This window comes from Streptomyces sp. NPDC058335 (assembly GCF_042723915.1).
In the GTDB taxonomy this organism is placed as follows: Bacteria; Actinomycetota; Actinomycetes; order Streptomycetales; family Streptomycetaceae; genus Streptomyces.
Genome location: NZ_JBHXHX010000005.1, coordinates 174875 through 194962 on the forward strand (window position 1 = coordinate 174875; position 20088 = coordinate 194962).

Here is a 20088-nt window from a genome sequence, read left to right on the forward strand (position 1 = left end):
ATTGTCGACGACAAGTTCCCGTTGCCCCGTATTCATCCGCTCTTGTATCCGATCAAGAAAACCCGGGACGTCCGGCACCCGTATGCCCGTCCGCGTATGCCCCGGAGGCCATCGGCAGGCATGATCCGTAAAAGGGTGGAAAGTCGAAATACCGTACGCCACCGAGGAGGAGGAACCCGTGACCCGCATCGACAGCGTGCGCGCCGCGACCGGTTCGGCGAAGGACAGCGTGCTGCACGCCGCGGAAGTGGTGGCGCCCTACGCCGACACGGCCAAGGAGAGGGCCGCGCTCTACGCGCACGAGGCCCGCGTACGGCTCGCGCCCAAGGTGTCCCAAGCCGCCGAACAGGCCCGCGTCCAGTACGACGCCCGGGTGGCGCCCCGCCTGGAGCAGGCGAGGGCGCATGTCCCACCGAAGGTCGACCAGGCCGCTCATGAAGCTGCCTGCCGTACGCGCCTGGCCGCACGGCAGGCCGCCGACTACTCCCGGCCGAAGCTCGAACAGGCGGTGGCCGCGGCCGGGCCTGTGAAGGGCGAGGCCGCCGCCCGCAGTGTCGCCGCGATGGCCGCCTTGCGCGGTCAGGTGACGCCGAAGGACATCCAGAAGCTGGTGCGCAAGCACCGCCGCCGAGCCAAGGCCGGCAAGATCGCCAAGGCACTGGCACTGGCCGGTGTCGTGGCCGGAGGTGCCTTTGCCGCCTGGAAGTGGTGGGACAAGCAGGCCAACCCGGACTGGCTGGTCGAGCCGCCCGCCGCCACCGAGGTACCCGCCGCGGGCGGACTGACGTCCGTGGACGGAAGCAGCGGCGATGCCTCGGCCCTCGACCCCGAGGTGCAGGCGAAGGAGAACGAGGAGACCTCGAACCGCGAGGACCGCGGCTGAGCTTCTCCGCCGTCTCCGCGCCTCCGCCCACGTTTCACGTGAAACAGCGCCACAGCCCGACAGCCCGACAGCGCGCGAAAGAGCCCCTCCATCCGGTGGTCGCCGGATGGAGGGGCTCTTTCGATGTGGAGCCTAGGGGAGTCGAACCCCTGACATCTGCCATGCAAAGACAGCGCTCTACCAACTGAGCTAAGGCCCCTCATGGGAAGCGTCCAGCCGGAGGAAACGATCCGGGCGGGCGCCGAGGACCAGAGTACCGGGTCACCCCCCGTATCTCGCAAAAAGATTGGGGGTCCCCGCGGATGACCACTCTCCGTAAGATGCTCCGCGTGGTTCGCTACAGCGAACCGCGGTTTCTTGGGGAAGCGATGGGGAGACGCACATGGACGCCGCACAGCAGGAAGCCACCGCGAGAGCGCGGGAACTGCAGCGGAACTGGTACGGGGAGCCGCTGGGGGCGCTCTTCCGTAAGCTCATCGACGATCTTGGTCTCAACCAGGCTCGTCTCGCGGGGGTGCTGGGGCTGTCGGCGCCCATGCTGTCCCAGCTGATGAGCGGGCAGCGGGCGAAGATCGGCAACCCGGCGGTCGTGCAGCGGGTACAGCTGTTGCAGGAACTGGCGGCCCAGGTCGCGGACGGCAGCGTCAGTGCCGCCGAGGCGACCGAGCGCATGGACGAGATCAAGCGGTCGCAAGGGGGATCGGTGCTCAGCAACACCACGCAGACGACGAGCGGTTCGGGTGCGCCCACGGTCAAGCGGGTCGTCCGTGAGATCCAGTCGCTGCTGCGCTCGGTGGCCGCCGCCGGCGACATCATCGACGCGGCCGACACCCTCGCCCCGACCCACCCGGAACTGGCAGAGTTCCTCAAGGTCTACGGCGCCGGACGCACCTCGGACGCCGTGGCGCACTACCAGTCCCACCAGAACTGAGCCGCTGGCCCGGTGACCGAAGGGGGTTCGGCGACCGGGCCGACGGCACAGTGCGGGACCGCGGAGGGCGCAGGGGTGGCGCACTTCGCCGGGGGATGACGCGAGCCGGATCGTGACGGGCCACGGGGGTCGTATCACTCATCACCGGGTAGCGAGGGGACAGCAGGGGGAATCCGAGGGGGAGGAGCGACGCACCGCCATGGGTGAGGTCTTCGCCGCACGCTACGAACTCGCCGACCCGATCGGCCGCGGAGGGGTCGGCGCCGTCTGGCGTGCCTGGGACCATCGCCGCCGCCGCTATGTGGCCGCCAAGGTGCTCCAGCAGAGCGACGCCCACGCGCTGCTCCGCTTCGTGCGCGAGCAGGCGCTGCGTATCGACCATCCCCATGTCCTCGCCCCCGCCAGCTGGGCCGCCGACGACGACAAGGTCCTCTTCACCATGGACCTGGTCGCCGGCGGCTCCCTGGTCCACCTCGTGGGCGACTACGGCCCCCTCCCTCCCCTGTTCGTCTGCACCCTCGTCGACCAACTGCTGTCCGGACTCTCCGCGGTCCACGCGGAGGGCGTCGTCCACCGTGACATCAAGCCCGCCAACATCCTGCTGGAGGCCACCGGCACGGCCAGGCCGCGGCTGCGGTTGTCCGACTTCGGCATCGCGATGCGGCTGGGCGAACCGCGTCTGACCGAGACCAACCTCGTGGTGGGAACGCCCGGTTACCTCGCGCCCGAGCAGATGATGGGCGCCGAACCCGACTTCCCCGCTGACCTGTTCGCCGTCGGTCTGGTCGCCCTGTACCTCCTGGAGGGAGCCAAGCCGGACGCCAAGGCGCTCCTCCAGTACTTCGCGGAGCATGGAACTCCGGGTCCCCCCAAGGGAGTTCCGGAGCCGCTGTGGCAGGTCGTGGCCACGCTGCTGCAACCGGACCCGCAAGCCCGCTTCCGCACGGCCACAGGTGCGCGCAAGGCACTCGCCGCGGCCGTCGAGCTGCTCCCCGAGCCCGGCTCGGACGACGAACAGATCGAGATATTCGATCAACTCGGGCCCCTGCCGGAGGGGTTCGGCCCGCAGGGCCCCTTGAAACCGCCACCGGGAACGGCCGGGACACCCTCATCCTTCGGCCGGACCTCCCCACAGCAGGACACCACCGGGTCCACTCCCGCCCGGCCGGACCGGGACCCCCTCCCGGCGTGGCCGGGCACGGGCTCCGTTACGTCCGGGACTCCGGCGGCCCCGCCGCCCGGACCACCCCCCGTGCAGGCTCCGGTGCCGCCGCCGGAATGGGCTCCCGTGCCGTCGGCCGGACCGGACCCGGGTGCAGGTGCCGTACCGCACGGCACGGGCGCCGACGAGGCCTTACCGGGGTCATCCGATCCGCAGCGCGTCACGCACTCCTCGACGAACGGTCCGCGTCAGCCCGTGGAGGCCTCGTCCGCCGGTCCCGGCCGCTCCATGTCGGACACCGGCAGCTTCCATCTGCCGCCCCCTCTGCACCCGGGCACAGCCCCGCGGCCGGCGGCCCCCGGCCCCCCGAGCGAGACCACCTTCGTGCTGCCGCCCCGTCCCGCGGCCGAGCGGCGCGTCGATGCCTCCACCGCTTCGTACACCGCTCAGGACCCGCAGGCTGCCCCTCCCGCGGCCCCTCTTCTCCCGCCCCCGGCCGAGCCGGACCGCGCCCGGCGCCGGGGTCACCGCCGGGCCCGGACGCCCCGGCGCCCCGGACCGCCCGCCAAGGTCGCGCTGCCGCTCCTGCTGATGGCCCTGGCCTGCTACGCCGTCGGGTTCTGGGCACTGGCCCGGATCTGAGCGGAGGCGCGGCGCCGGGCCGTCACCGTCCACACGCCGAGCACCAGCAGCAGCGCGCTGCCGGTACCGATGCCGCCCACGGCGACCGCCGTCATCGCACCGTCGCCCCCACCGCCGTCACCGCCGCCGGCCGTGCCGCCCGCCGAGGCGCTCGGCCCGGCCCGCGTGCCGGTGTCGAACACGCCGCTCGGCACCGAATCGCCCTCGTACGCCGGTCCGGCCTGCGCGGTCCCGCCGATCCGGACGCGCAGCTTCACCCCGTAGGGACCGTCGCCGAAGCGTTCGGCGACGTGCGCCGAGAGATACACGGCGAGGTAGTGGAAGCCCGCGAACCGCAGGCTCTGCGTGGGGTCCGTGGGGGCGTACCGGTTGACGTGACGGACCGGCGGCAGGAGGGGCAGGGAGGTCGACTTCTGGGTGCCGCCGTAGCCGATGCTCGTGTCGGCGATCTCGGCGCGCACCGGGTTGTACGCCGTCAGGTCCAGGGCCGGCACCACGAATCCGGAGTCGGTGCCCGCGCTGTCCAGGTCGACGGTGGCGTACAGCTGCTGTCCCCAGTCGACGGGCACCTTGTAGAAGAGGGTCTGGCCGGGGACGATCTCGTCCCGCCAGACGCCCTGCCGCACGGCGGTCGCGTCGGAGAAGCCACCGCCGCCCGGACGGTCCACGGGTTCCTCGACGAGAGGGGCGGGCGTCGCGGAGTTCCACACCTCGGGCACGCTCGTCGCACCGGCCCCGGCCGACGGCGGCTCGGACACGGGCGTGAGTTCCAGTTCCCAGGGCCGCCCGTCCTCGGTGCTGGTCTCGGTGCGCTCGACCACCAGGAAGTAGGTGCCGGCCCCCTGGCACAGCCCCTTGCCGGCCAGGATCTCGCGCGCCCCCCAGGCCGTGATCGGGTGCGCTTCCCTGGAGGCGCCCACGGTCACGGTGTCGTAGGAGCAGCTGCCGCTGTCGGCGTTCTGCACGGACACCCTGATGCCGTCGCCGCTGGCGAGCGTCGTGCCCTCGCGCGGGACGGCCGTGACGGAGACGTACGCGTTCGAGACGTCGTCGAGTTCCAGCCGGTAGTAGACCTTCTCGCGGCCCGCGAGGGTGCTGCGGTACGTGGTACCCGGCTCCAGGCGTACGGCATCGGTGGTGCCCTTGGCGGCGGTGATGCCGCGGGCGTTCCGGTCGAAGGCGTAGGACGGCGCGTCCGCCGCACCGGCGGCCTCGGCCACGGTCCCCGGCAGCCCGGCCGAGACCACGCAGAACGCCGCCGCCACCGCGACGACCCGCCCGACGGCCGTCCGCACCACGACCTCGCGCAGTGCGCTCACCCACCCCGTACGCCGGCCCATCACACGCCACCTCGCCCTCGCCGGCACCGGCCCTGTCCGCACCCGGCCGTGGGCCATCCTGCCCTGCCGACCCACGCGGCACCCGCGCATCCCGCACGAACGTCCGAAACGGCTGCCTCCGATCCGCGTCGACTGCCTCTAACCGCGGTCGGCGTCCTCCGCAACACAAAACCCCGACCGCGCTGAGCGGCCGGGGTCTGATCAGTTTTCGGTATCGGTACTCAAGAACCCGTGGGCACGGAGTCAGTCGCCTCCGTCCACAGATCCTGCTCGGCGCGATCCGCCTGGATCTGGCGGTACACGAGGAGCCCGCCGATGGCGGCCAGTGCGACCAGGAGAAGCTTCTTCACCGCGCGACCTCGTCTTTCCTTGGCGTAGGGGACTTCTGGCGCCCGACTATACACACCGACCGATACCGATCGGTGACCTGCGTCGGCCCCTCAACTCCCGCCCTCGACAGCCCAGTAGACGGGGCGACGGCAGAGGATCAGACCCTCGGATCGGAGGGTGATCACACCCGCACGGACGGTTACTTCGCCCGCCTTCGGGGGACTATCAGCCCACTTGCGCCCATCCGGGTGGTGTTCATCGGAACAACGCCACGCCACGAGCGTCGGTCCACCACTTCTCGGTCCTCATACACATCATGAGGAAAGTACGCAAATCGCCCAACCCGAAAGTGAGGGGCCATGACCGACAACCGGGTCATGAAGCTGTGGACCGTCCTCGTCACCGCCTTCCTCGCGCTGTGCACGGCGCTCGGACTCGTCACCACCACCGCCACGGCGGCGGTAGCGCAGAGCGAGCCGACGCGCAACAGCAGCGAGAGCGACAGCGCCGTACCCGCGAACGTGGCGGCCGCCTCACCCTGGGCCTGGGTCCTCGCCCGGTCCCTGCCCCCCACGATGAAGCAGCGCATCCACGCGGAGGCCCACGGCAAGTCCCCCAGCTGCCGCCACAGCCCGCTCCCCGAGACGGAACCGGACGACCACCTCACGGCCCCCTGCGACGACCTCGAGACCGGCCCGGCCGCCGAGCCCGCCGCACCCCTCCAGCGCTGACCCCGGGCACACCCCCCCACCACCACCAAGATCACGACGTAACGGCGAACTTGCGTACAGCCGCACGATGCAGGCCCGGCAGCTCCCCCAGGAGCAACCGGGCCTTCGCCATGCCCACCGCCGAACCGTCCCTCCCGCCCACCGGACCCACCGCCCGTCCACCGGACTCACCACCGGTCGGCAGGTCCACCACCCCGCCGGCCCGGCGCCCTCAGTCATCCCACAGCACACGGCACACCAACAGCTCGGCCGCTCCGACACCCTCAGCCCGAGCCCCGGCGGCCGCCCCACCCGGAGCACCCGACCCCGACACCGACACCGAATGCGGCTCCGCCCAACCCTTCGCACACACGCCGAAGGCCCCCCACCTGACCGGTCGGGGGCCTTCGTACTGGTGGGGCTAACAGGATTTGAGCCTGTGGCCTCATCCTTATCAGGTAGATCACAGGCATTGCTCAGCCACGAATCTTCGCCGTTGACCGCAGGCTGGACGTCCAACGAGATTCGGCAGTAACCGGGCTGGTTCGTGTCTGTTGGTGTCAGCTGCTGATGTCACGCGCCGGGGCGGTCGAGCTCATCGACCGTTCCGAAGCAGAAACCATGAGATGGGTATCAACGCAAACGGCAACACCGAGGGCTCGCGGACAAGGAGTCGACGCAGGGCACCCCACGCCCGCTAGGCATGATTCGTCGGACCGGCCACTAGCCGACCTCGTACCGACCGACCTCCAGGAAGTGGCGCAGCGCTTCTGGGGTGTTGTCATCGAGGGCAGCGCCGGCCGCTGCGCGCAGGGCGTCGCTGATGTTGGGGTTAGCGAGAAGCCGGGAAATGGCGACCCGATCGTCCTCGGCCTGGGCAAGGCGGTAACCCGTCTCCAGCCAAGCGCGCGTCTGCTGAGGATTGTCGTTGTCGAGAAGCTGGTTGACTTCCGCAATGACGCGCTTGCCGCTGTCCGGGTCGGCGAGGATCCTGGCGAGCGCGACCCGGTCGTCCTCGGCCTGGGCAAGGGGATAGCCCGTCTCCAGCCAAGCGCGCATCTCCTCCACGGTGCCGCTGTCGAGGAGCGCGTTCGCCTCCCGGATCACGCGCTTGCCGCTGTCGGGGTCGGCGAGGATGCGGGATATCGCCACCCGCAGGTCGTCCACACTCATCTCGTCGTAGGGCGAGCTGGCCGTCACGACAGTGACTGCGGGGGCGATGGAGGCGGCCATGGACGGCGTAGCGAGCAACAGCGCCGGGGCAAGAGCGCCTGCGGCCACAGCAAGGATCACGCGAGTCGATCTCATGAGGTCAACCACCTTTGTCATCTTCAAGGAGCGAGGCGCTGGAATTCTCCCAGAAGGGGATGGGCCGGCGCAGTGCCTTAATCAGGCAGCCACCGCCGATCCCGCTTGCCGGTGGCTCGCATCACTGCGGCTGACCCGCCGTCCGAAGGACCGCTGCGTCCCGTTATGTATTCGCGGCATAAACGGCCCGCTCTGCCTCGACGCACCACTCTCCCGCGCACGCCATCTACGGGCCCGCGGTCGGCGACGGCGCCCCCTCCTCCCAGGGCCCGGCCGATCCCCCGCCAGAGGCATCGTCTTTGACCGTCGCACGCTATGCGGGCTCTACCTTCGAGCCGTTGCTTCGCTGCGGCCCCATCGGCCGACCCCGGCGCCGAAGACGCAGAGGGGTCGGCCCAAGGGGGCCTGCCCGCGCCTCGCGCGGGCCTTTGAAGGTAGAGAAACCTGTAACAGCTCCATGGCTGATAGGTGGCTTGGCCTGCTCATGCCTCCATGGTGGCCTAGTGGAAGGCACACGCAGAGGGGGGCACAGTGCGGCCGTTGCACGGAGATCTGGCAGCGAATCGGCCTGGGGATGCTGTGCGCAGCAAGATCCGTGATCTCCAACCGAACGCTCTGAGGCGCATGGTCGGCCGGTCAAGGGCGTCGGCCTGGTCCTCAAGGACCTCAAGACCGAGTCGTCACAGGCGGTGCTCCCGCTGCCGGAGTTCTGCGCGCGCGTCCTGGAGGAGCGTCGGGAGCTGCAAGAGAGGTGGAACGGAAGATCGCCGGTGAGCACTGGGCACAGGAGCCCGGCCATGACCTGATCTTCTCCTCGGAGCACGGCGGCATGATCGACCCGGTTGGCTCCTCCCGGACCTTCGACCGTCTGGTGAAGCGGGCCGGCGTCCGCCGCGTCACGGTCCGCCTCGCGCGGCACACCTGCGGCACCCTGCTCGCCTTCCTGAAAGTGCATCCGAAGGTGGCTCAGGCGATCCTGCGGCACAGCCAGATCAGCATGACCATGGACGTCTACACCCACGTGGTGGGCGACGGGGAACGCGAGGCCGTGACGATGCTCGCCGAACTCCTCGAAGATCCGCTCATCGGCTGATGTCACCCGTAGATGTCAAAGACCCCCGGCCCAAGTGGACCGGGGGTCTTCTCGCTGGTGGGGCTAACAGGATTTGAACCTGTGGCCTCATCCTTATCAGGATTCAGGCCTATCTAGTGGATCTCCGCAGCTCACCTGACCTGCGGCACAACCCCGAATCTACGTCCGTCTACCCTGTGCATTCTCACTCGACCCCTGTGGGCCCTAGCGCCCTCCCGGGGTAATTCCGGGGTAGCTCACGCAGCAGCAACAGCCCGCAGCCTGCGCCCCGGCCTTCGTACGGGGACGCCCGGCTTGCCCTCCTCCAACGCGGCGAGCACCTGCCCGGGATAGTCCGCAGCCGCGTGCGTGTAAATCCACGTCACCTCGCCCGCCCGCTCGTGCCCGAGGATCTCCTGCGTAATGACCTCCGGCACCCCGCGATCGTGCAGCCTCGAGGCGAAGGCGTGCCGGGTGTCGTGGAAGTCGGGCCACCAGTCCGTGCGCTCGACCTCGACCGGCCGCGTCCGGCCGGTGGCTTCGTCCAGCTGCTGGACGGTGACGGTGCGGACCTTCTTCCGCACGACGCCGGCCTTCTCGATGGCGTCCGTCCATACCCGCCGGAACGCAGACCGCCGGAGAGGAGCGCGGTACGGCTCGCCGACACCATCGATCTTCTTCGTCCCGCGACGGACCTTGTTCCGGCCGTGGAACACCAGCTCCTCCTCGCAGAGCCCGTCCTTCGGCTCCGACACAGCCCGGCTGGCGCCCGGCTCGTCTGCCCACAGCTCGCGCAGCACCCGAGCGGCGAGACCAGTGAGCGGCACCGACCGCAGACCAGCGTCCGACTTCGGGTACTCCTTGCGCTTGATCTTCCCGCGCGGCTCCACCAGGACCTCGCGGACGTGGATCCGCCGGCCCTCGAAGTCCACGTTGCACCAGCGGAGTCCGGCCAGCTCCTGGAAGCGGAGCCCGGTCTCCTGGGCGACGATCAGCAGCGCCTCGAAGTGCGCGGGGAGCTTCTGCCGGATCAGCCACAGCTGTGCGTACGACGGCGGCCGCCGGTCCTCCGGGTGCTTCTTCTTGATCGTCGGCAAGCGCACGCCCTCAGCCGCGTTATAGGGGACACGACGGTCCCGTTTCGCTGACTCCAGCATCCGGTCCAGGACCTGGAAGCACTTCGTCACCGAGCTGGCCGCGAGCGCGCCGCCGTTCTCGTCGTGCAGCGAGTTCACCCAGGTCTGGATCTCCAGCCACGCCAGCTCGTACAGCTTGTACTTGCCGAGAGTGGGCGCGATGTGGATACGCCACATCGCTTCGTCGCGCAACTGCGACTGCGTCCAGTCCTCAATCCGCGTGCGCCCCTTGGTCTGGGTCGGCCACCACAACCGCCACCAGGCGCCGAGGGTGATCTCGCCGCGGGCTGGGTCGATCCACGTCCGCTGGCGCATCTCGGTGCGGGTCTGCTCCAGGAAAGCAACGGCTTCGTCGTAGGTCGGCTTGGTCTTGCTGCGTTCCTTTCCGGAGGGGTCGAAGTAGCGCGCTTCCCAGCTGCCGGTGTGCTCCTCGGCCGGCGGGCGGTCGCCTGGGTGCCTCTTCAGGCACGGTGGGCAGCCGCAGCGCATGGACGGGTTGGGGCGTGGATTCTTGGAGGCGGCCTGGGCTGCCGCCGCCGTCTTCTTGCGCACCATGGTGCTGGACTCCTGATCAGAGAGTGGGTGCGCCGGACAGGGCGGGGACCGGGGTGAACTCGCGCGGGAGTTGCAGGGGGTCGCCGCAGAAGCAGTGGAGGCCGGCGCCGGGAATGCTCGGTGCGCCGAGGTCGACCGTGAGGATCGCGTGCAGTTCTCTGATCAGGTCATGGGGGTGGGTGCCCCTGTTTACGAGGATGGTGACCTCGTCCGGGTCCCAGGTGGCGATCTTCGGGAGATCGTCGGCCACGGCGATGCGGATGCACACAGGTATCCCCCCAGGGCTGTACGTATGACGCGGAACTACCCGCTCCGGGAGGACAGCGGGTGACCGATCGTACCTGTGCGTGCAGATAATGCGAAGATCGTTTGGCCTATCCAGCGTGGTTTGTTTTCCGCTGAACAAAACCTGGACATACCCCCTCATGTCGGTCTGGAAATCGGCCGAAACAAGATGCCCTCAGTTAGGCAACCCTTACTGGGTGTTACGAGACACGACTAATCCGCAGCATGGCCTCGGCATCCTTCACCAGGTCACGCTGCCTCTCCTCTGGCAACTCCCGGTAGATCCGCAGCAGCCTGGCCTCGCGCTCGTCGCCGGCGCGACCAGGGACAGCCTTGCCGATCGCGCTGAACATCTCCTTGGGCGTCACCTCGAGACCCCAGCGGCGGAAGACACCGACCAACGCCCGGAGCTTGTCCGGCTCGATGCGCGACGTCCCCCTGGTGCGGTTGACCCATGCATTGAGGGTTGCGTAGGGGATGCCAGCCTCGGTGGCCAGGTCCTTCTGGGTCTTGCCGGCAGGACGCGCCTCCTCCAGGAGGCGCCCGAGTAGTGCCGCCAGGTCCTCGCCTCGGTGGGCGTGGTCCTCGGCGGGGCCTTGCTCGCCGGGGTGGTGCTGGGGGCTCGTCACGTTCAGAGGATCGGGCATGCGCATCTACATGCGCAAGTAGATCGTGGATCGATGACCTGTATTTGACGGTGCACCGGCGCATCTACACCGCCCCCGCGCGCCCCTCCGCAGCGTATCCACGCCCCTGTGCGCCACCCTTGACGCGATCTGCATCTACACGTAGATTGTAGATATCGCAGGTCAACCGGATCTGCGGGACCCCAATTCGGCCATGCGCCGGAGGTTTTACCATGCGACGACGTGACAAAGGTGCCCCGCTGCGGGCCGCCATGAAGGCGGCCGGACTGGACATCCCGCGCCTCGCCGCCCGCACGAAGGATGTAGACCCGGAGGGCGCCGGCCTTTCCCGAGCGCTGGTCGGCTTCATCGCCGGAGCCGGGAAGACCGGCCGCGACGAGTGCAGCGACCGGGCCGCAGAGCTGATCGCCTCGGCGCTCGGCAAGGAGGTCGACGACCTCTTCACCACGCCGGTTCTCATGCTCACGGAATCTACATCTACACGTAGATCGCAGACAGGCGAACGGCGGAAGTCGGACCTGCCGGAGCGGCTGATGGACCAGCAGGAGCTGGCCGGCTTTCTCCGCAAGTCCCGGAGCTGGATCGACAAGCAGATCCAGGAGGCGAAGCAGCGCGGCGAGGTCTGGCCCGGCCTGATCTACGTCGGCAGCTCTCGCCGTTTCGACCCGCACGCCGTCCTCGACGCGATGCGGCAGCGCACCGCCGCCTGACACACGTGGGACCGCCCCGGATGCGACCCGGGACGGCCCCCGCACCACCTGCAACACCCCTACGCCAAGGAGAAACAGGCCGTGTCCAAACAGGCTAACGGCAAGATCAGCCAGAGGGGTGCGGAGACCAAGTTGGTCTCCCGCGCCCAGGGCGGCGACAGCAGCGCGTTTGCCGCCCTCTACACCACGCACCGCGACCAGGTGTTCGCCTTCCTCTACAACCGCACGAGGGACCGGCACCTCGCCGAGGACCTCACGCAGGAGACGTTCGCGCGGGCCCTCCACAAGATCGGAAACTTCTCCTGGAACGTGTCCGGGGGCGGCTTCGGTGCGTGGCTGTCGGTCATCGCGCGGAACCTGCACCTGGACCACTGCAAGCTCAGCCGTACCCGGCTGGAGCTGTCGGTGGGCGAGATGTTCGACACCGAGGACGACCGCGACCGCAGCGCCGAGACGTACGCCATGCGGGAGCTGGACATCGCCGAGGCGACCGAGACGGTCGTGATGGCCATGCAGTCCCTGACCCCGTACCAGCGGAAGTGCATCGAGCTGCGATTCCTGGCCGAGCTGTCGATCCCGGAGACGGCGGCCGCGCTCGGCAAGGGCATCGGTGCCACGAAGACGCTCCAGTTCCGGGCGACACAGCTGATGCGGAAGGCCCTCACCTCCGAGGAGGCAGCGGCATGACGGAGTCGATCCACACCGGCGCCAGCCTCGGGGCCCAGTCCCGCGCACTCTCGCTGATCGCCCTCCTGGCCGAGCAGCACCCGACGCTCCCGCCCGCGTACCTCACGTCCAGCAACCACGAGCCGACCAAGATCAGCGCACTGCTGGACAACCCGGCCCAGCTCGAAGCCTGGCGTGAGGCCCTGAACGTCGCCCCCGAGGACGTCCACACGGGCACTCTCAGCGGCAAAACGACGCTCACCTTCGACACCGCCTTGAACCGCGTGGACCTGCACGTCTGGGTCGCCTTCTTCCTCGCCAAGCACAAGACCGAAGGGGCTGCCGCGTGAACCGGAACCTCCCGCAGCAGGAGCCGACCGAGCTGGAGCAGCAGGCCCTCGCCTGGGACGCCTCCTGCGAGCGGGCCCGCCTCGTCGCCGCCGCCATCGAGCAGCACATCGGCCGGCACCCCGTCCTCCAGAACATCGAAACGGACGGGGACCGCATCCTGGTCGCGCTACACATCACGGACCAGGCGCAGTGGGCCGAGTGGCGCCGCTGGTTCGGCATCACCCACGACAGGGAGCGCCCGTTGCCGTACGCGGTGGCCGGTGACGGCTACCGGGACGGTGTCCGGGTGTCGGTCGTGGCGTACGACCTGCCCCAGGTCCGGGCGCGGGCGGCGCAGGTCGCGAAGCGCCCGTTCCAGCTGGACGGGATCGTGTACGACCTGGCCCGACCGCAGCGCGACGCCGAGGGTGCCGTCTGGTTCTTCCAGGGGCAGCAGGCGCAGGACGGTATGCCGCTGCTGTCGATGGACGGTCGGCCGGAGCGGTGCACGCTGGCGAACATCGTGCAGCAGACGGGCCCGTTGACGGCCGTCAACGGCACGCCGACGCCCGTCACCGCCGCTGGTGGTGAGGTCACGTGAAGCACGAGGAATTGCTGTCGCGGGCCCGTCGGCACATGTGGGCGGCGTGGCAGTTGTCGTCCGAGGAGCTGGCGTCGCAGGCCGCCGAGACTCTGATCGGCTTGGGGATGCTCGTGCCGGAGGGCGGGGCTCAGGAACTGGAGCGCGTACGAACCGATCTGGCGCGCGAGGAGCTGGCCTACGAGCGGCTCCGAGTGGCGTTGGAGTCGGCGAAGCGCGGGCGCCGCAAGTTGCGCTCCCAGGTCGCCGTGCTGGAGGGCGCCGACGAACCGGTGGACCGGTTGACTCGGACGTTCGCACCCACGCAGGCCCTGCGCGAGGAGGCTCGCACCGAGCCGCCCTTGCTGACGACCTATCGGGCGTCGTGGGACTCGTTCGTCTTCGGCCTGTACACCACTGCCGATGCAGCGCGCCAGCATTGCGAGGCGCACGCCCGCCGTGACCTGTCGGGTGCCTCCTTCAACTGGATCGAGGACGAAGAGGAGGGCGTCTCCGAGCTGGTCGCCGCGTTCGGCGAAGACGAGCGGCCCACCGGCTACGTCGTGACCGCCCTGGAGGTCGCCTCCAGGTACGACCCGGAGGCCGACGAATGAGCGCCTACTCCCGCGCCTACCAGGCGCTCACCCGCGGCCGCGCCCTGCGGCCCGAGGAGGCCTCCGCCCTCCTCGCCCAGCTCCGCAAGGAGACCGGCGCCGAGCTGGCGGACGCCATCGAGGAGCAGCTGTCCGGCCAGTACCGGCGGACCGCAACCGACACCGACGGCTCGTTCCGCCGCAAGCGCCGGGCCTTCGGCGCCTCGATGGCCGTCGTGAACGCCTTCCGGCAGCTCGCCGCATCGCCCCTCCGCACCACCCTCCCGCCCCAGCGCACCCGGAGCACCTCATGACCACCTTCTCCTTCGCCCCCGCCACCCGCGAAACGGCCAAAGCCCGCATCGCCCTCCAAGGCCCCGGCGGCAGCGGCAAGACCAAGACGTCTCTCCGCCTGGCCGAGGGCCTCGCCCAGGGCGGCACGATCGGCGTCGTCGACTCCGAGCGCGGCTCCGCCCTCAAGTACGCCCCGGTCCCGGGACGTCCGGACATCGATTCCCACGAATTCGTCCACCTGCCCATGGCGTTCTGCTCCCCGGAGAACCTGATTGCCGCGGTGAACGCCGCCATCGAGGCCCGCATCGCCGTCCTCATCATCGACAGCTGGTCGCACTACTGGGCAGGCAAGGGCGGACTCCTCGCCAGGGTCGAAGAGGAGGGGAAGAAGACCAGCGGCGGCAAGTTCAGCGCATGGGCGCCGGTCAACGAGCTGGAGCAGGACATGCTGGACGCCCTCCTGAACTTCCCGGGCCACGTCATCGTCACCATGCGGACGAAGAACGACTACGAGATGGAAGGGAAGAAGGTCACGAAGGTCGGCGTCAAAACGGTTCAGCGTGAGGGCGCCGAGTACGAAGTCGACGTCGTCATCGACATGATCGAGGGCACCGGCACCGTGACCAAGACCAGGTACACGGGCCTGGCCGGCATCTCGGTCCACCACCCGGGCGAGGAGTTCGCCGAGGTGATCCTGGAGCAGCTCGGCCAGGGCGTCGACCCCGTCCAGGTCATCGTGGACGCGCTGGTCGCCGAGAACCTGACGTATGACCGAGCGCTGGAGCTGCACTCCCAGGCCAGGAGCCGGAACCTCCTCGGCTCCGATCTCCTCCACCCGAAGACCGGCGAGCCTGCGAAGCTCGGGGACCTGATCAAGGAGTACGGGCAGGCCGTCAAGCCCGCCGCGACGCCCGTCACGGGCACCCCGTCGGCGCCGTCCACGCCTCCCGCCGGGCAGGACCAGGGCGCCCCGTCGGCCACCTCACCGGATGCCGGGGAAGACCAGGCGGTGACGCCCGTCAGCGCTCCGCAGATGCGGATGATGCACGCCTGCTTCGCGAAGGTCGGCCTCGGCCACAAGGACTCGCGGGAGGCCCGGCTCCGGGCCACCTCTCTGATCATCGACCGCCAGATCGGCTCCGCGAACGAGCTGACCAAGGACGAGGCCCAGACCCTCCTCGACACGCTCACCAACTACGGCGAGCGCGAGAACGGGGCCGCTGACTTCGCCCTCATGGTCGACGGCCTGGAGGGCGCCGCCAAGGTCGACGGCCTGGCCACACAGCCCGCCTGATTCACCACTGACCGCGGGACCGCCCCCGCTAGACATCGGGGCGGTCCCGCACCTTCCAGAGAGGAGGTGCACCCCAGTGGTGAACCCCACCCCAGAACAAGCCGACGCCATCACCTCGTACAGCGACGGGCTGGACCTGGTCCTCCAGGCCGGCGCGGGCTGCGGAAAGAGCGCAACGCTCAAGATGATCGCGAAGTCGGACCCTCGGCGCAGGATGACGTACGTCGCCTACAACTCGGCCATTGCCGCCGACGCCCGCCGGTCCTTCCCGTCCAACGTCATGGCCAAGACCGGACATGGCCTCGCCTTCGACCCTCGGTACGGCCAGCGTCTCCAGCGACCGCGCCAGACCGCCCACCAGGCCGCGCAGGCACTCGACGTCCGCTCCGTCCTCGGCGTCATCGGCTCATCCCCGACGATCGTCACGGACCTCGGCGGGCAGAAGGCCATGACCAGCAAGGTCATCATGCGAATGGCCCTGGACACCGTCACCCGCTACTGCCACAGCGCGGACGACGAGATCACCCCGAAGCACATCCCGCACTACGACGGCCTCACGAAGAAGCGAGCCCGTGCCGAGCTGGAGGAACTGGTCCTGCCGGTGGCCGAGGCCGCGTGGGAAGACCTGCTCCGCGACGACAGCGTCCTCAACCTGTCCCACGACCACTACCTGAAGATGTGGGCCCTCTCGGCGCCGCGCATCCCGACCGACGTGGTCCTGCTCGACGAGGCCCAGGACACCAACGACGTACTGTCCGCAGTCCTCCTGGCGCAGGAGCACGCCCAGCGCATCGCCGTCGGCGACTCCGCCCAGCAGATCTACAGCTGGCGCGGCGCCAACGACGCCCTGGACAAGTTCGTCCACGAACTCAGCTGCCCCCAACTGACCTTGAGCCAGTCGTTCCGGTTCGGCCCGGCCATCGCCGCCCGCGCCAACATCTGGCTCCGCCTCATCGACGCCCCCCTCCGCCTCACCGGCTGGGAGGCCGCCGAGTCCGCCGTCGGCCCGCTCGACACCCCCGACGCGATCCTCTGCCGCACCAACGCGGGCGCCATGGGCATCGTCATGGAGGCGCTCGGCGACGGCCGGAAGGTCGCGCTCGTCGGTGGAGGCGGCGACATCAAGCGCCTCGCCTGGGCCGCCGAGGCCCTCCAGGGCGGACAGCCGACCGACCACCCCGAACTCTGCGGCTTCGCCTCCTGGGACGACGTCCGGCAGTACGCCGCCGAGGAAGACGGCTCCCTCGAGGTCTTGGTGAAGCTCATCGATGAGCACGGGCCGGGCCGGATCGTCGCAGCCGCGGACGGGCTGTGCTCCGAGCAGCAGGCCGAGCTGGTCGTGTCGACCGCGCACCGGTCGAAGGGCCGCGAGTGGCCGGCCGTCCGCATCCACGCGGACTTCCGGGCGCCGAAGCCCGACCAGACGACCGGCCTGGTGATCCTGCCGCGCGAGGAAGCCCGGCTCGCCTACGTCGCGGTGACCCGGGCGCGCGAGCAGCTCGACGACAGCGCGCTGGCGTGGGTGCGCGACGTGACGGCGGTGAGCGAATGAAGCGGCCGCCCACGAGCATCCCTGGCGTGCCGGTCGGCCGTCAGCGGGACTGGATCCCGGTCACGACCCTCGCTGTTCCGACGGTGTGGATGGCCACCGCCAGCGGGATCGTCTCGCTGGACCTGGTCGCCGTTGAGCTGGCCGTCAATGGCCGGCGCAAGGGCTGGACGCTCACGCCCTACGAAGCCGCCTACGCGGCAGACCTGCTCCTCCAGCGGGGCGTGGACTACTCCGTGATCGCTTTGCGAGTCGGGGCGAGCGGTACGACGTTGCGGAAGTGGTTTCCCACGGACGACACGCCCCTCAGCGACGCCCTGACCCGCATCCGGACCCGGTCCGAGGCGGCAGAGGCCGGGGCCGCTACGAACCCGCGCCGGGCCAAGTGCGGCACGTATCGGGGCAACCAGCGGCACCGGAAGCGCGGGGAGCCGCAGTGCGAACCGTGCCTGGAGGCCCGACGGGCCGCTGAACGCCACTACCGGCAGCACGGCACGTACGTCGGTGCCCCGGAGGTAGCCGCGTGACGCCCGTCAACGACACCCGTCACGCACCCGCTGCCAGCCTCAATTCGTTTGATCATGCCTGGCTTTCTAGCCCGAGGGAGTTGTGATGGAGACGGACCGCGAGTGGGAACTGAAGGCCCTCTGCCGGACCCACGACCCGGAGACCTGGTTCTCGCGGAGGACATGTGCCGAGGCCAAGAGGCTCTGCAAGGAGGAGTGCCCGGTTCTGGAGGAGTGCCTGGAGGCGATCCTCGCCCGTGAGGCGCTGACCCCGGACACCATGCGTTCCGGAATCGTCGCCGGGCTCACCGGGGCACAGCGGGCGAAACTCGCCTCCGCCCAGCGTGCGGAACCGAAGACCGCGAAGCCGACCAAGAAGGCCCCAGGGCCGGGACGGCCAATCGCACCGTGCGGGACGCGCTCCGCCTACCAGCGACACCTACGCAACCGCGAGCCGGTCGACGAGAAGTGCCGGGAGGCGAACGCCGTCAGTGCGGTGGCCTACCGCGCCACTGGCTCCTCGCAGGTAGCTGCCGCCCGATAGCGCTGGTGGCCCGGCGGATGACACCGGCCGCCGGGCCACTGGCCAACACCCCACCTACCGGAAGAGGAGTGCGTGAGCACCGAGGCTGTGACCTGGGCGATGGACGACGCCCCGATGCTGCGGACCGACAAAGGGCGGCCCGACAGCACGGCGCGGCATGTCCTCCAGGTCCTCGCCGAGCACGCGCGCCCCGACGGCTCCAACAGCCACCCCTCTGTCCTGCGGATCCAGTACCGGACCGGCTACGACGAGCGGACCGTCCAGCGGGCCCTGCGCCGTCTGGAGGCCGGCGGTCTGATCCGGAAGCAGGGCACGGTGAACGGCCGGACGAAGTGGAAGCTCCAGATGCAGCTGAAGCGTCCGGAGTTCGACTGGGCGGAGCTGGAGGCGGAAGCCGAGGACGCGAAGCGGCAGGCTGCGGAGCGTCAGCGGCGGGCACGGGCAAAGCGTGTCACGCAGTCAGAATCCGTGACTGTCACGCCCGGAGAGTCCGTGACAGTCACGCACTCAGACGACGTGACAGACGGAGGTGTCACGCACTCAGAGTTCGTGAGTCACGCACTCAAAGTCCGTGACGTCACGCACTCTGTGTACGGACGTCACGCACTCAGTGCCCCCCTAACCGTCATTAACCACCAGCAGAACCACCAGGAACCATTCGCGGGTCCTGCCGACGCCTCCGGTCCCACCGCCACAACACCCCCCGGTGACACAGGAGACGCACCCGACGAGGTTCTCGACGGAGAGCCGATCGACCACGCCGAGGCCACGGCCACCGACGCTCCCGTCACCGCGCAGACGATCGTCGGCGAGTGGCTGGACCGGTGCACCGAGCGCCCGCCCTCCCGCGTCATCGGCCAGCTCTCCAAGGAGATCCGGATCCTCCTCGAGGAGGACAAGATCCACCCCGACTGGATCCGCCGCGGCATCGCCACCTGGATGGCCAAGAGCCTCCACCCGTCGACACTCGCCAGCGTCGTCAACGGGGCCATGAACGCCAGCGCTGGCCCCGCAGGCGCCCAGCCCGGCCAGCAGCCCGCAGGCGGAACCCTCTTCGACCGTGCCCGCGCCCGCGCCGCCGCCCGCGCCGCCGCACGCCAGGAAGGACAACCCCAGTGACCGAAGAAGAAGCCGTTCAGATCGCCGAGTACGTCCAGGCCGCCTGCCCCGCCCAGCGATTCGGCGAGTACACCCCCGACGTCTGGGGCGAGATCCTCGCGCCGTACGCCGTCGACGAGGCCCGCACCGCCGTGATCACCGTCGCCCGCCGCCAGCCGTTCATCTCGCCCGCCGAGATCGTCACCGAGATCAAGGCCCGCCGCGAGGAGCGCATCGAGCTGGCACACGTCGTCTACGACGGCAACCCGCTGGAGACCGGCGCCGAGTCCGCCGCCGCCCGCCGCGCCCTCATCCGAGCGGCCGCAGACGGCCTCACAGGCCCCAGCAGCATCCGCGCCGCCCTCGGGACCGGTGATCACCTCGCACTGCCTCCGGGCGCCGATCATGGCCCATACGAGGGCCGTGCAGCCGCAGCCCGCGCCTCCATCGGCAAGATGCCGTCCAACCGCGAAGGCTCCAGCGACCCACGCGCCCACGGCTGCCGCCGGTGCGGAGCCGCCCCCGGCAACAGCTGCACCACCGCCGGCCGCCGCCGCCGCGACGTCCACCCGATCCGCCTGGAAGACACCCAGCGCGCCGCCGCCGGCCTCCCGCTCATCGACCTGGACGCGACCGAGGCCCGCATCAAGGCCGCGGCCGCCGCCGCCCTCGCCCGCGACGGCCAGGAGCAGGAGGCCGAGGCGTCATGACGCACCCGATTCCCCGTCAGCGCGGGCCCTACCGCTTCCCGGCGATGGCCGTGCAGTGCACCTGGTGCCACGCGCGCACCGGCGAGCTGTGCACCAACCAGCGCGGAACCTCCGCTCGCCGCCGTGACGTACACGCGACCCGCCTCGCCGACTGGATCAGGGTCATGTCAACCCGATGCCCAGAGCGAATCTGCCAAGCCCCAGCCCAGCAGC

Annotated in this window: 23 protein-coding genes and 2 tRNA genes; 17 read left to right on the forward strand and 8 right to left on the reverse strand. The window is 69.8% G+C overall.

Going from position 1 to position 20088, the window contains the following annotated elements; genetic code table 11:
• Positions 1-178: 178 nt before the first annotated feature.
• The gene (locus tag ACFWJX_RS11050) at positions 179-883 is read left to right on the forward strand and encodes a DUF5324 family protein (RefSeq protein ID WP_383240105.1); all 705 of its coding nucleotides are present in this window, start codon (positions 179-181) and stop codon (positions 881-883) included.
• Between the two features lie 126 nt (positions 884-1009).
• On the opposite strand, the gene ACFWJX_RS11055 is transcribed toward ACFWJX_RS11050, so the two are convergent.
• Positions 1010-1082, reverse strand: a tRNA-Ala gene (locus ACFWJX_RS11055).
• Between the two features lie 183 nt (positions 1083-1265).
• On the opposite strand from ACFWJX_RS11055, the gene ACFWJX_RS11060 reads away from it, so the two are divergent.
• Entirely contained in the window at positions 1266-1814 is a 549-nt protein-coding gene (locus ACFWJX_RS11060) for a DNA-binding protein (protein WP_363087691.1), read from the forward strand.
• A gap of 199 nt (positions 1815-2013) precedes the next feature.
• Positions 2014-3618, forward strand: a complete 1605-nt coding sequence (locus ACFWJX_RS11065; RefSeq protein WP_383240109.1) for a serine/threonine-protein kinase — start codon at positions 2014-2016, stop codon at positions 3616-3618.
• On the opposite strand, the gene ACFWJX_RS11070 is transcribed toward ACFWJX_RS11065, so the two are convergent.
• Together ACFWJX_RS11070 and ACFWJX_RS11075 are read right to left on the reverse strand one after the other, a co-directional pair.
• Positions 3582-4958, reverse strand: coding sequence for a hypothetical protein (locus ACFWJX_RS11070; protein ID WP_383240112.1), 1377 nt, complete (start codon positions 4956-4958; stop codon positions 3582-3584). The two genes, ACFWJX_RS11065 and ACFWJX_RS11070, sit on opposite strands and share 37 nt — an antisense overlap.
• A 221-nt stretch (positions 4959-5179) precedes the next feature.
• Positions 5180-5308 (reverse strand): DLW-39 family protein, encoded by a 129-nt coding sequence (locus ACFWJX_RS11075; RefSeq protein WP_003999697.1) that lies wholly within the window; start codon positions 5306-5308, stop codon positions 5180-5182.
• A gap of 339 nt (positions 5309-5647) precedes the next feature.
• Here ACFWJX_RS11075 and ACFWJX_RS11080 point away from each other — a divergent pair, with 339 nt between their 5' ends.
• Complete coding sequence (locus tag ACFWJX_RS11080) at positions 5648-6019, forward strand: DUF6344 domain-containing protein (protein WP_383240115.1); 372 nt, start codon at positions 5648-5650, stop codon at positions 6017-6019.
• A 702-nt stretch (positions 6020-6721) separates the two neighbouring features.
• On the opposite strand, the gene ACFWJX_RS11085 is transcribed toward ACFWJX_RS11080, so the two are convergent.
• Positions 6722-7306, reverse strand: a complete 585-nt coding sequence (locus ACFWJX_RS11085) for an ALF repeat-containing protein (RefSeq protein ID WP_383240118.1) — start codon at positions 7304-7306, stop codon at positions 6722-6724.
• Positions 7307-8057: 751 nt separating this feature from the next.
• Here ACFWJX_RS11085 and ACFWJX_RS11090 point away from each other — a divergent pair.
• Positions 8058-8399, forward strand: a complete 342-nt coding sequence (locus ACFWJX_RS11090; protein WP_383240120.1) for a tyrosine-type recombinase/integrase — start codon at positions 8058-8060, stop codon at positions 8397-8399.
• A gap of 55 nt (positions 8400-8454) precedes the next feature.
• On the opposite strand, the gene ACFWJX_RS11095 is transcribed toward ACFWJX_RS11090, so the two are convergent.
• The 4 genes from ACFWJX_RS11095 to ACFWJX_RS11110 all read right to left on the reverse strand — a co-directional run bounded on the left by ACFWJX_RS11095 (position 8455) and on the right by ACFWJX_RS11110 (position 11001).
• Positions 8455-8554 (reverse strand) — tRNA-OTHER (locus ACFWJX_RS11095).
• An 81-nt stretch (positions 8555-8635) separates the two neighbouring features.
• On the reverse strand, positions 8636-10069 hold the full coding sequence (locus tag ACFWJX_RS11100) for a tyrosine-type recombinase/integrase (RefSeq protein WP_383240123.1): 1434 nt from the start codon (positions 10067-10069) through the stop codon (positions 8636-8638).
• 16 nt (positions 10070-10085) lie between these two features.
• Positions 10086-10319, reverse strand: a complete 234-nt coding sequence (locus tag ACFWJX_RS11105) for a hypothetical protein (RefSeq protein ID WP_383240126.1) — start codon at positions 10317-10319, stop codon at positions 10086-10088.
• 235 nt (positions 10320-10554) lie between these two features.
• Entirely contained in the window at positions 10555-11001 is a 447-nt protein-coding gene (locus tag ACFWJX_RS11110) for a helix-turn-helix domain-containing protein (protein WP_383240128.1), read from the reverse strand.
• A gap of 212 nt (positions 11002-11213) precedes the next feature.
• On the opposite strand from ACFWJX_RS11110, the gene ACFWJX_RS11115 reads away from it, so the two are divergent.
• The 12 genes from ACFWJX_RS11115 to ACFWJX_RS11170 all read left to right on the forward strand — a co-directional run bounded on the left by ACFWJX_RS11115 (position 11214) and on the right by ACFWJX_RS11170 (position 19875).
• The gene (locus ACFWJX_RS11115) at positions 11214-11711 is read left to right on the forward strand and encodes a hypothetical protein (protein ID WP_383240131.1); all 498 of its coding nucleotides are present in this window, start codon (positions 11214-11216) and stop codon (positions 11709-11711) included.
• An 81-nt stretch (positions 11712-11792) separates the two neighbouring features.
• Positions 11793-12398 (forward strand): RNA polymerase sigma factor, encoded by a 606-nt coding sequence (locus ACFWJX_RS11120; RefSeq protein ID WP_383240133.1) that lies wholly within the window; start codon positions 11793-11795, stop codon positions 12396-12398.
• A complete protein-coding gene (locus ACFWJX_RS11125) occupies positions 12395-12727 on the forward strand; it encodes a hypothetical protein (RefSeq protein WP_383240135.1) in 333 nt (110 codons plus the stop codon). Before ACFWJX_RS11120 ends, ACFWJX_RS11125 begins: the two co-directional genes overlap by 4 nt.
• Entirely contained in the window at positions 12724-13308 is a 585-nt protein-coding gene (locus tag ACFWJX_RS11130; protein ID WP_383240138.1) for a BN159_2729 family protein, read from the forward strand. The genes ACFWJX_RS11125 and ACFWJX_RS11130 overlap by 4 nt, the downstream gene beginning before the upstream one ends.
• Positions 13305-13901 (forward strand): hypothetical protein, encoded by a 597-nt coding sequence (locus ACFWJX_RS11135; protein WP_383240141.1) that lies wholly within the window; start codon positions 13305-13307, stop codon positions 13899-13901. The genes ACFWJX_RS11130 and ACFWJX_RS11135 overlap by 4 nt, the downstream gene beginning before the upstream one ends.
• Positions 13898-14194, forward strand: a complete 297-nt coding sequence (locus ACFWJX_RS11140; protein ID WP_383240144.1) for a hypothetical protein — start codon at positions 13898-13900, stop codon at positions 14192-14194. The genes ACFWJX_RS11135 and ACFWJX_RS11140 overlap by 4 nt, the downstream gene beginning before the upstream one ends.
• Complete coding sequence (locus tag ACFWJX_RS11145; protein ID WP_383240146.1) at positions 14191-15468, forward strand: AAA family ATPase; 1278 nt, start codon at positions 14191-14193, stop codon at positions 15466-15468. Before ACFWJX_RS11140 ends, ACFWJX_RS11145 begins: the two co-directional genes overlap by 4 nt.
• 79 nt (positions 15469-15547) lie before the next feature.
• Positions 15548-17020 carry a UvrD-helicase domain-containing protein gene (locus ACFWJX_RS11150; protein WP_383240149.1) on the forward strand — a complete coding sequence of 491 codons (1473 nt, stop codon included), beginning with the start codon at positions 15548-15550 and terminating at the stop codon, positions 17018-17020.
• A 26-nt stretch (positions 17021-17046) separates the two neighbouring features.
• Entirely contained in the window at positions 17047-17544 is a 498-nt protein-coding gene (locus ACFWJX_RS11155) for a hypothetical protein (RefSeq protein WP_383240152.1), read from the forward strand.
• 85 nt (positions 17545-17629) lie between these two features.
• The gene (locus ACFWJX_RS11160; protein ID WP_383240154.1) at positions 17630-18067 is read left to right on the forward strand and encodes a WhiB family transcriptional regulator; all 438 of its coding nucleotides are present in this window, start codon (positions 17630-17632) and stop codon (positions 18065-18067) included.
• A gap of 72 nt (positions 18068-18139) precedes the next feature.
• Positions 18140-19186 carry a helix-turn-helix domain-containing protein gene (locus tag ACFWJX_RS11165; protein ID WP_383240156.1) on the forward strand — a complete coding sequence of 349 codons (1047 nt, stop codon included), beginning with the start codon at positions 18140-18142 and terminating at the stop codon, positions 19184-19186.
• Entirely contained in the window at positions 19183-19875 is a 693-nt protein-coding gene (locus ACFWJX_RS11170; protein ID WP_383240158.1) for a hypothetical protein, read from the forward strand. The genes ACFWJX_RS11165 and ACFWJX_RS11170 overlap by 4 nt, the downstream gene beginning before the upstream one ends.
• The last annotated feature ends 213 nt before the right edge of the window (positions 19876-20088 follow it).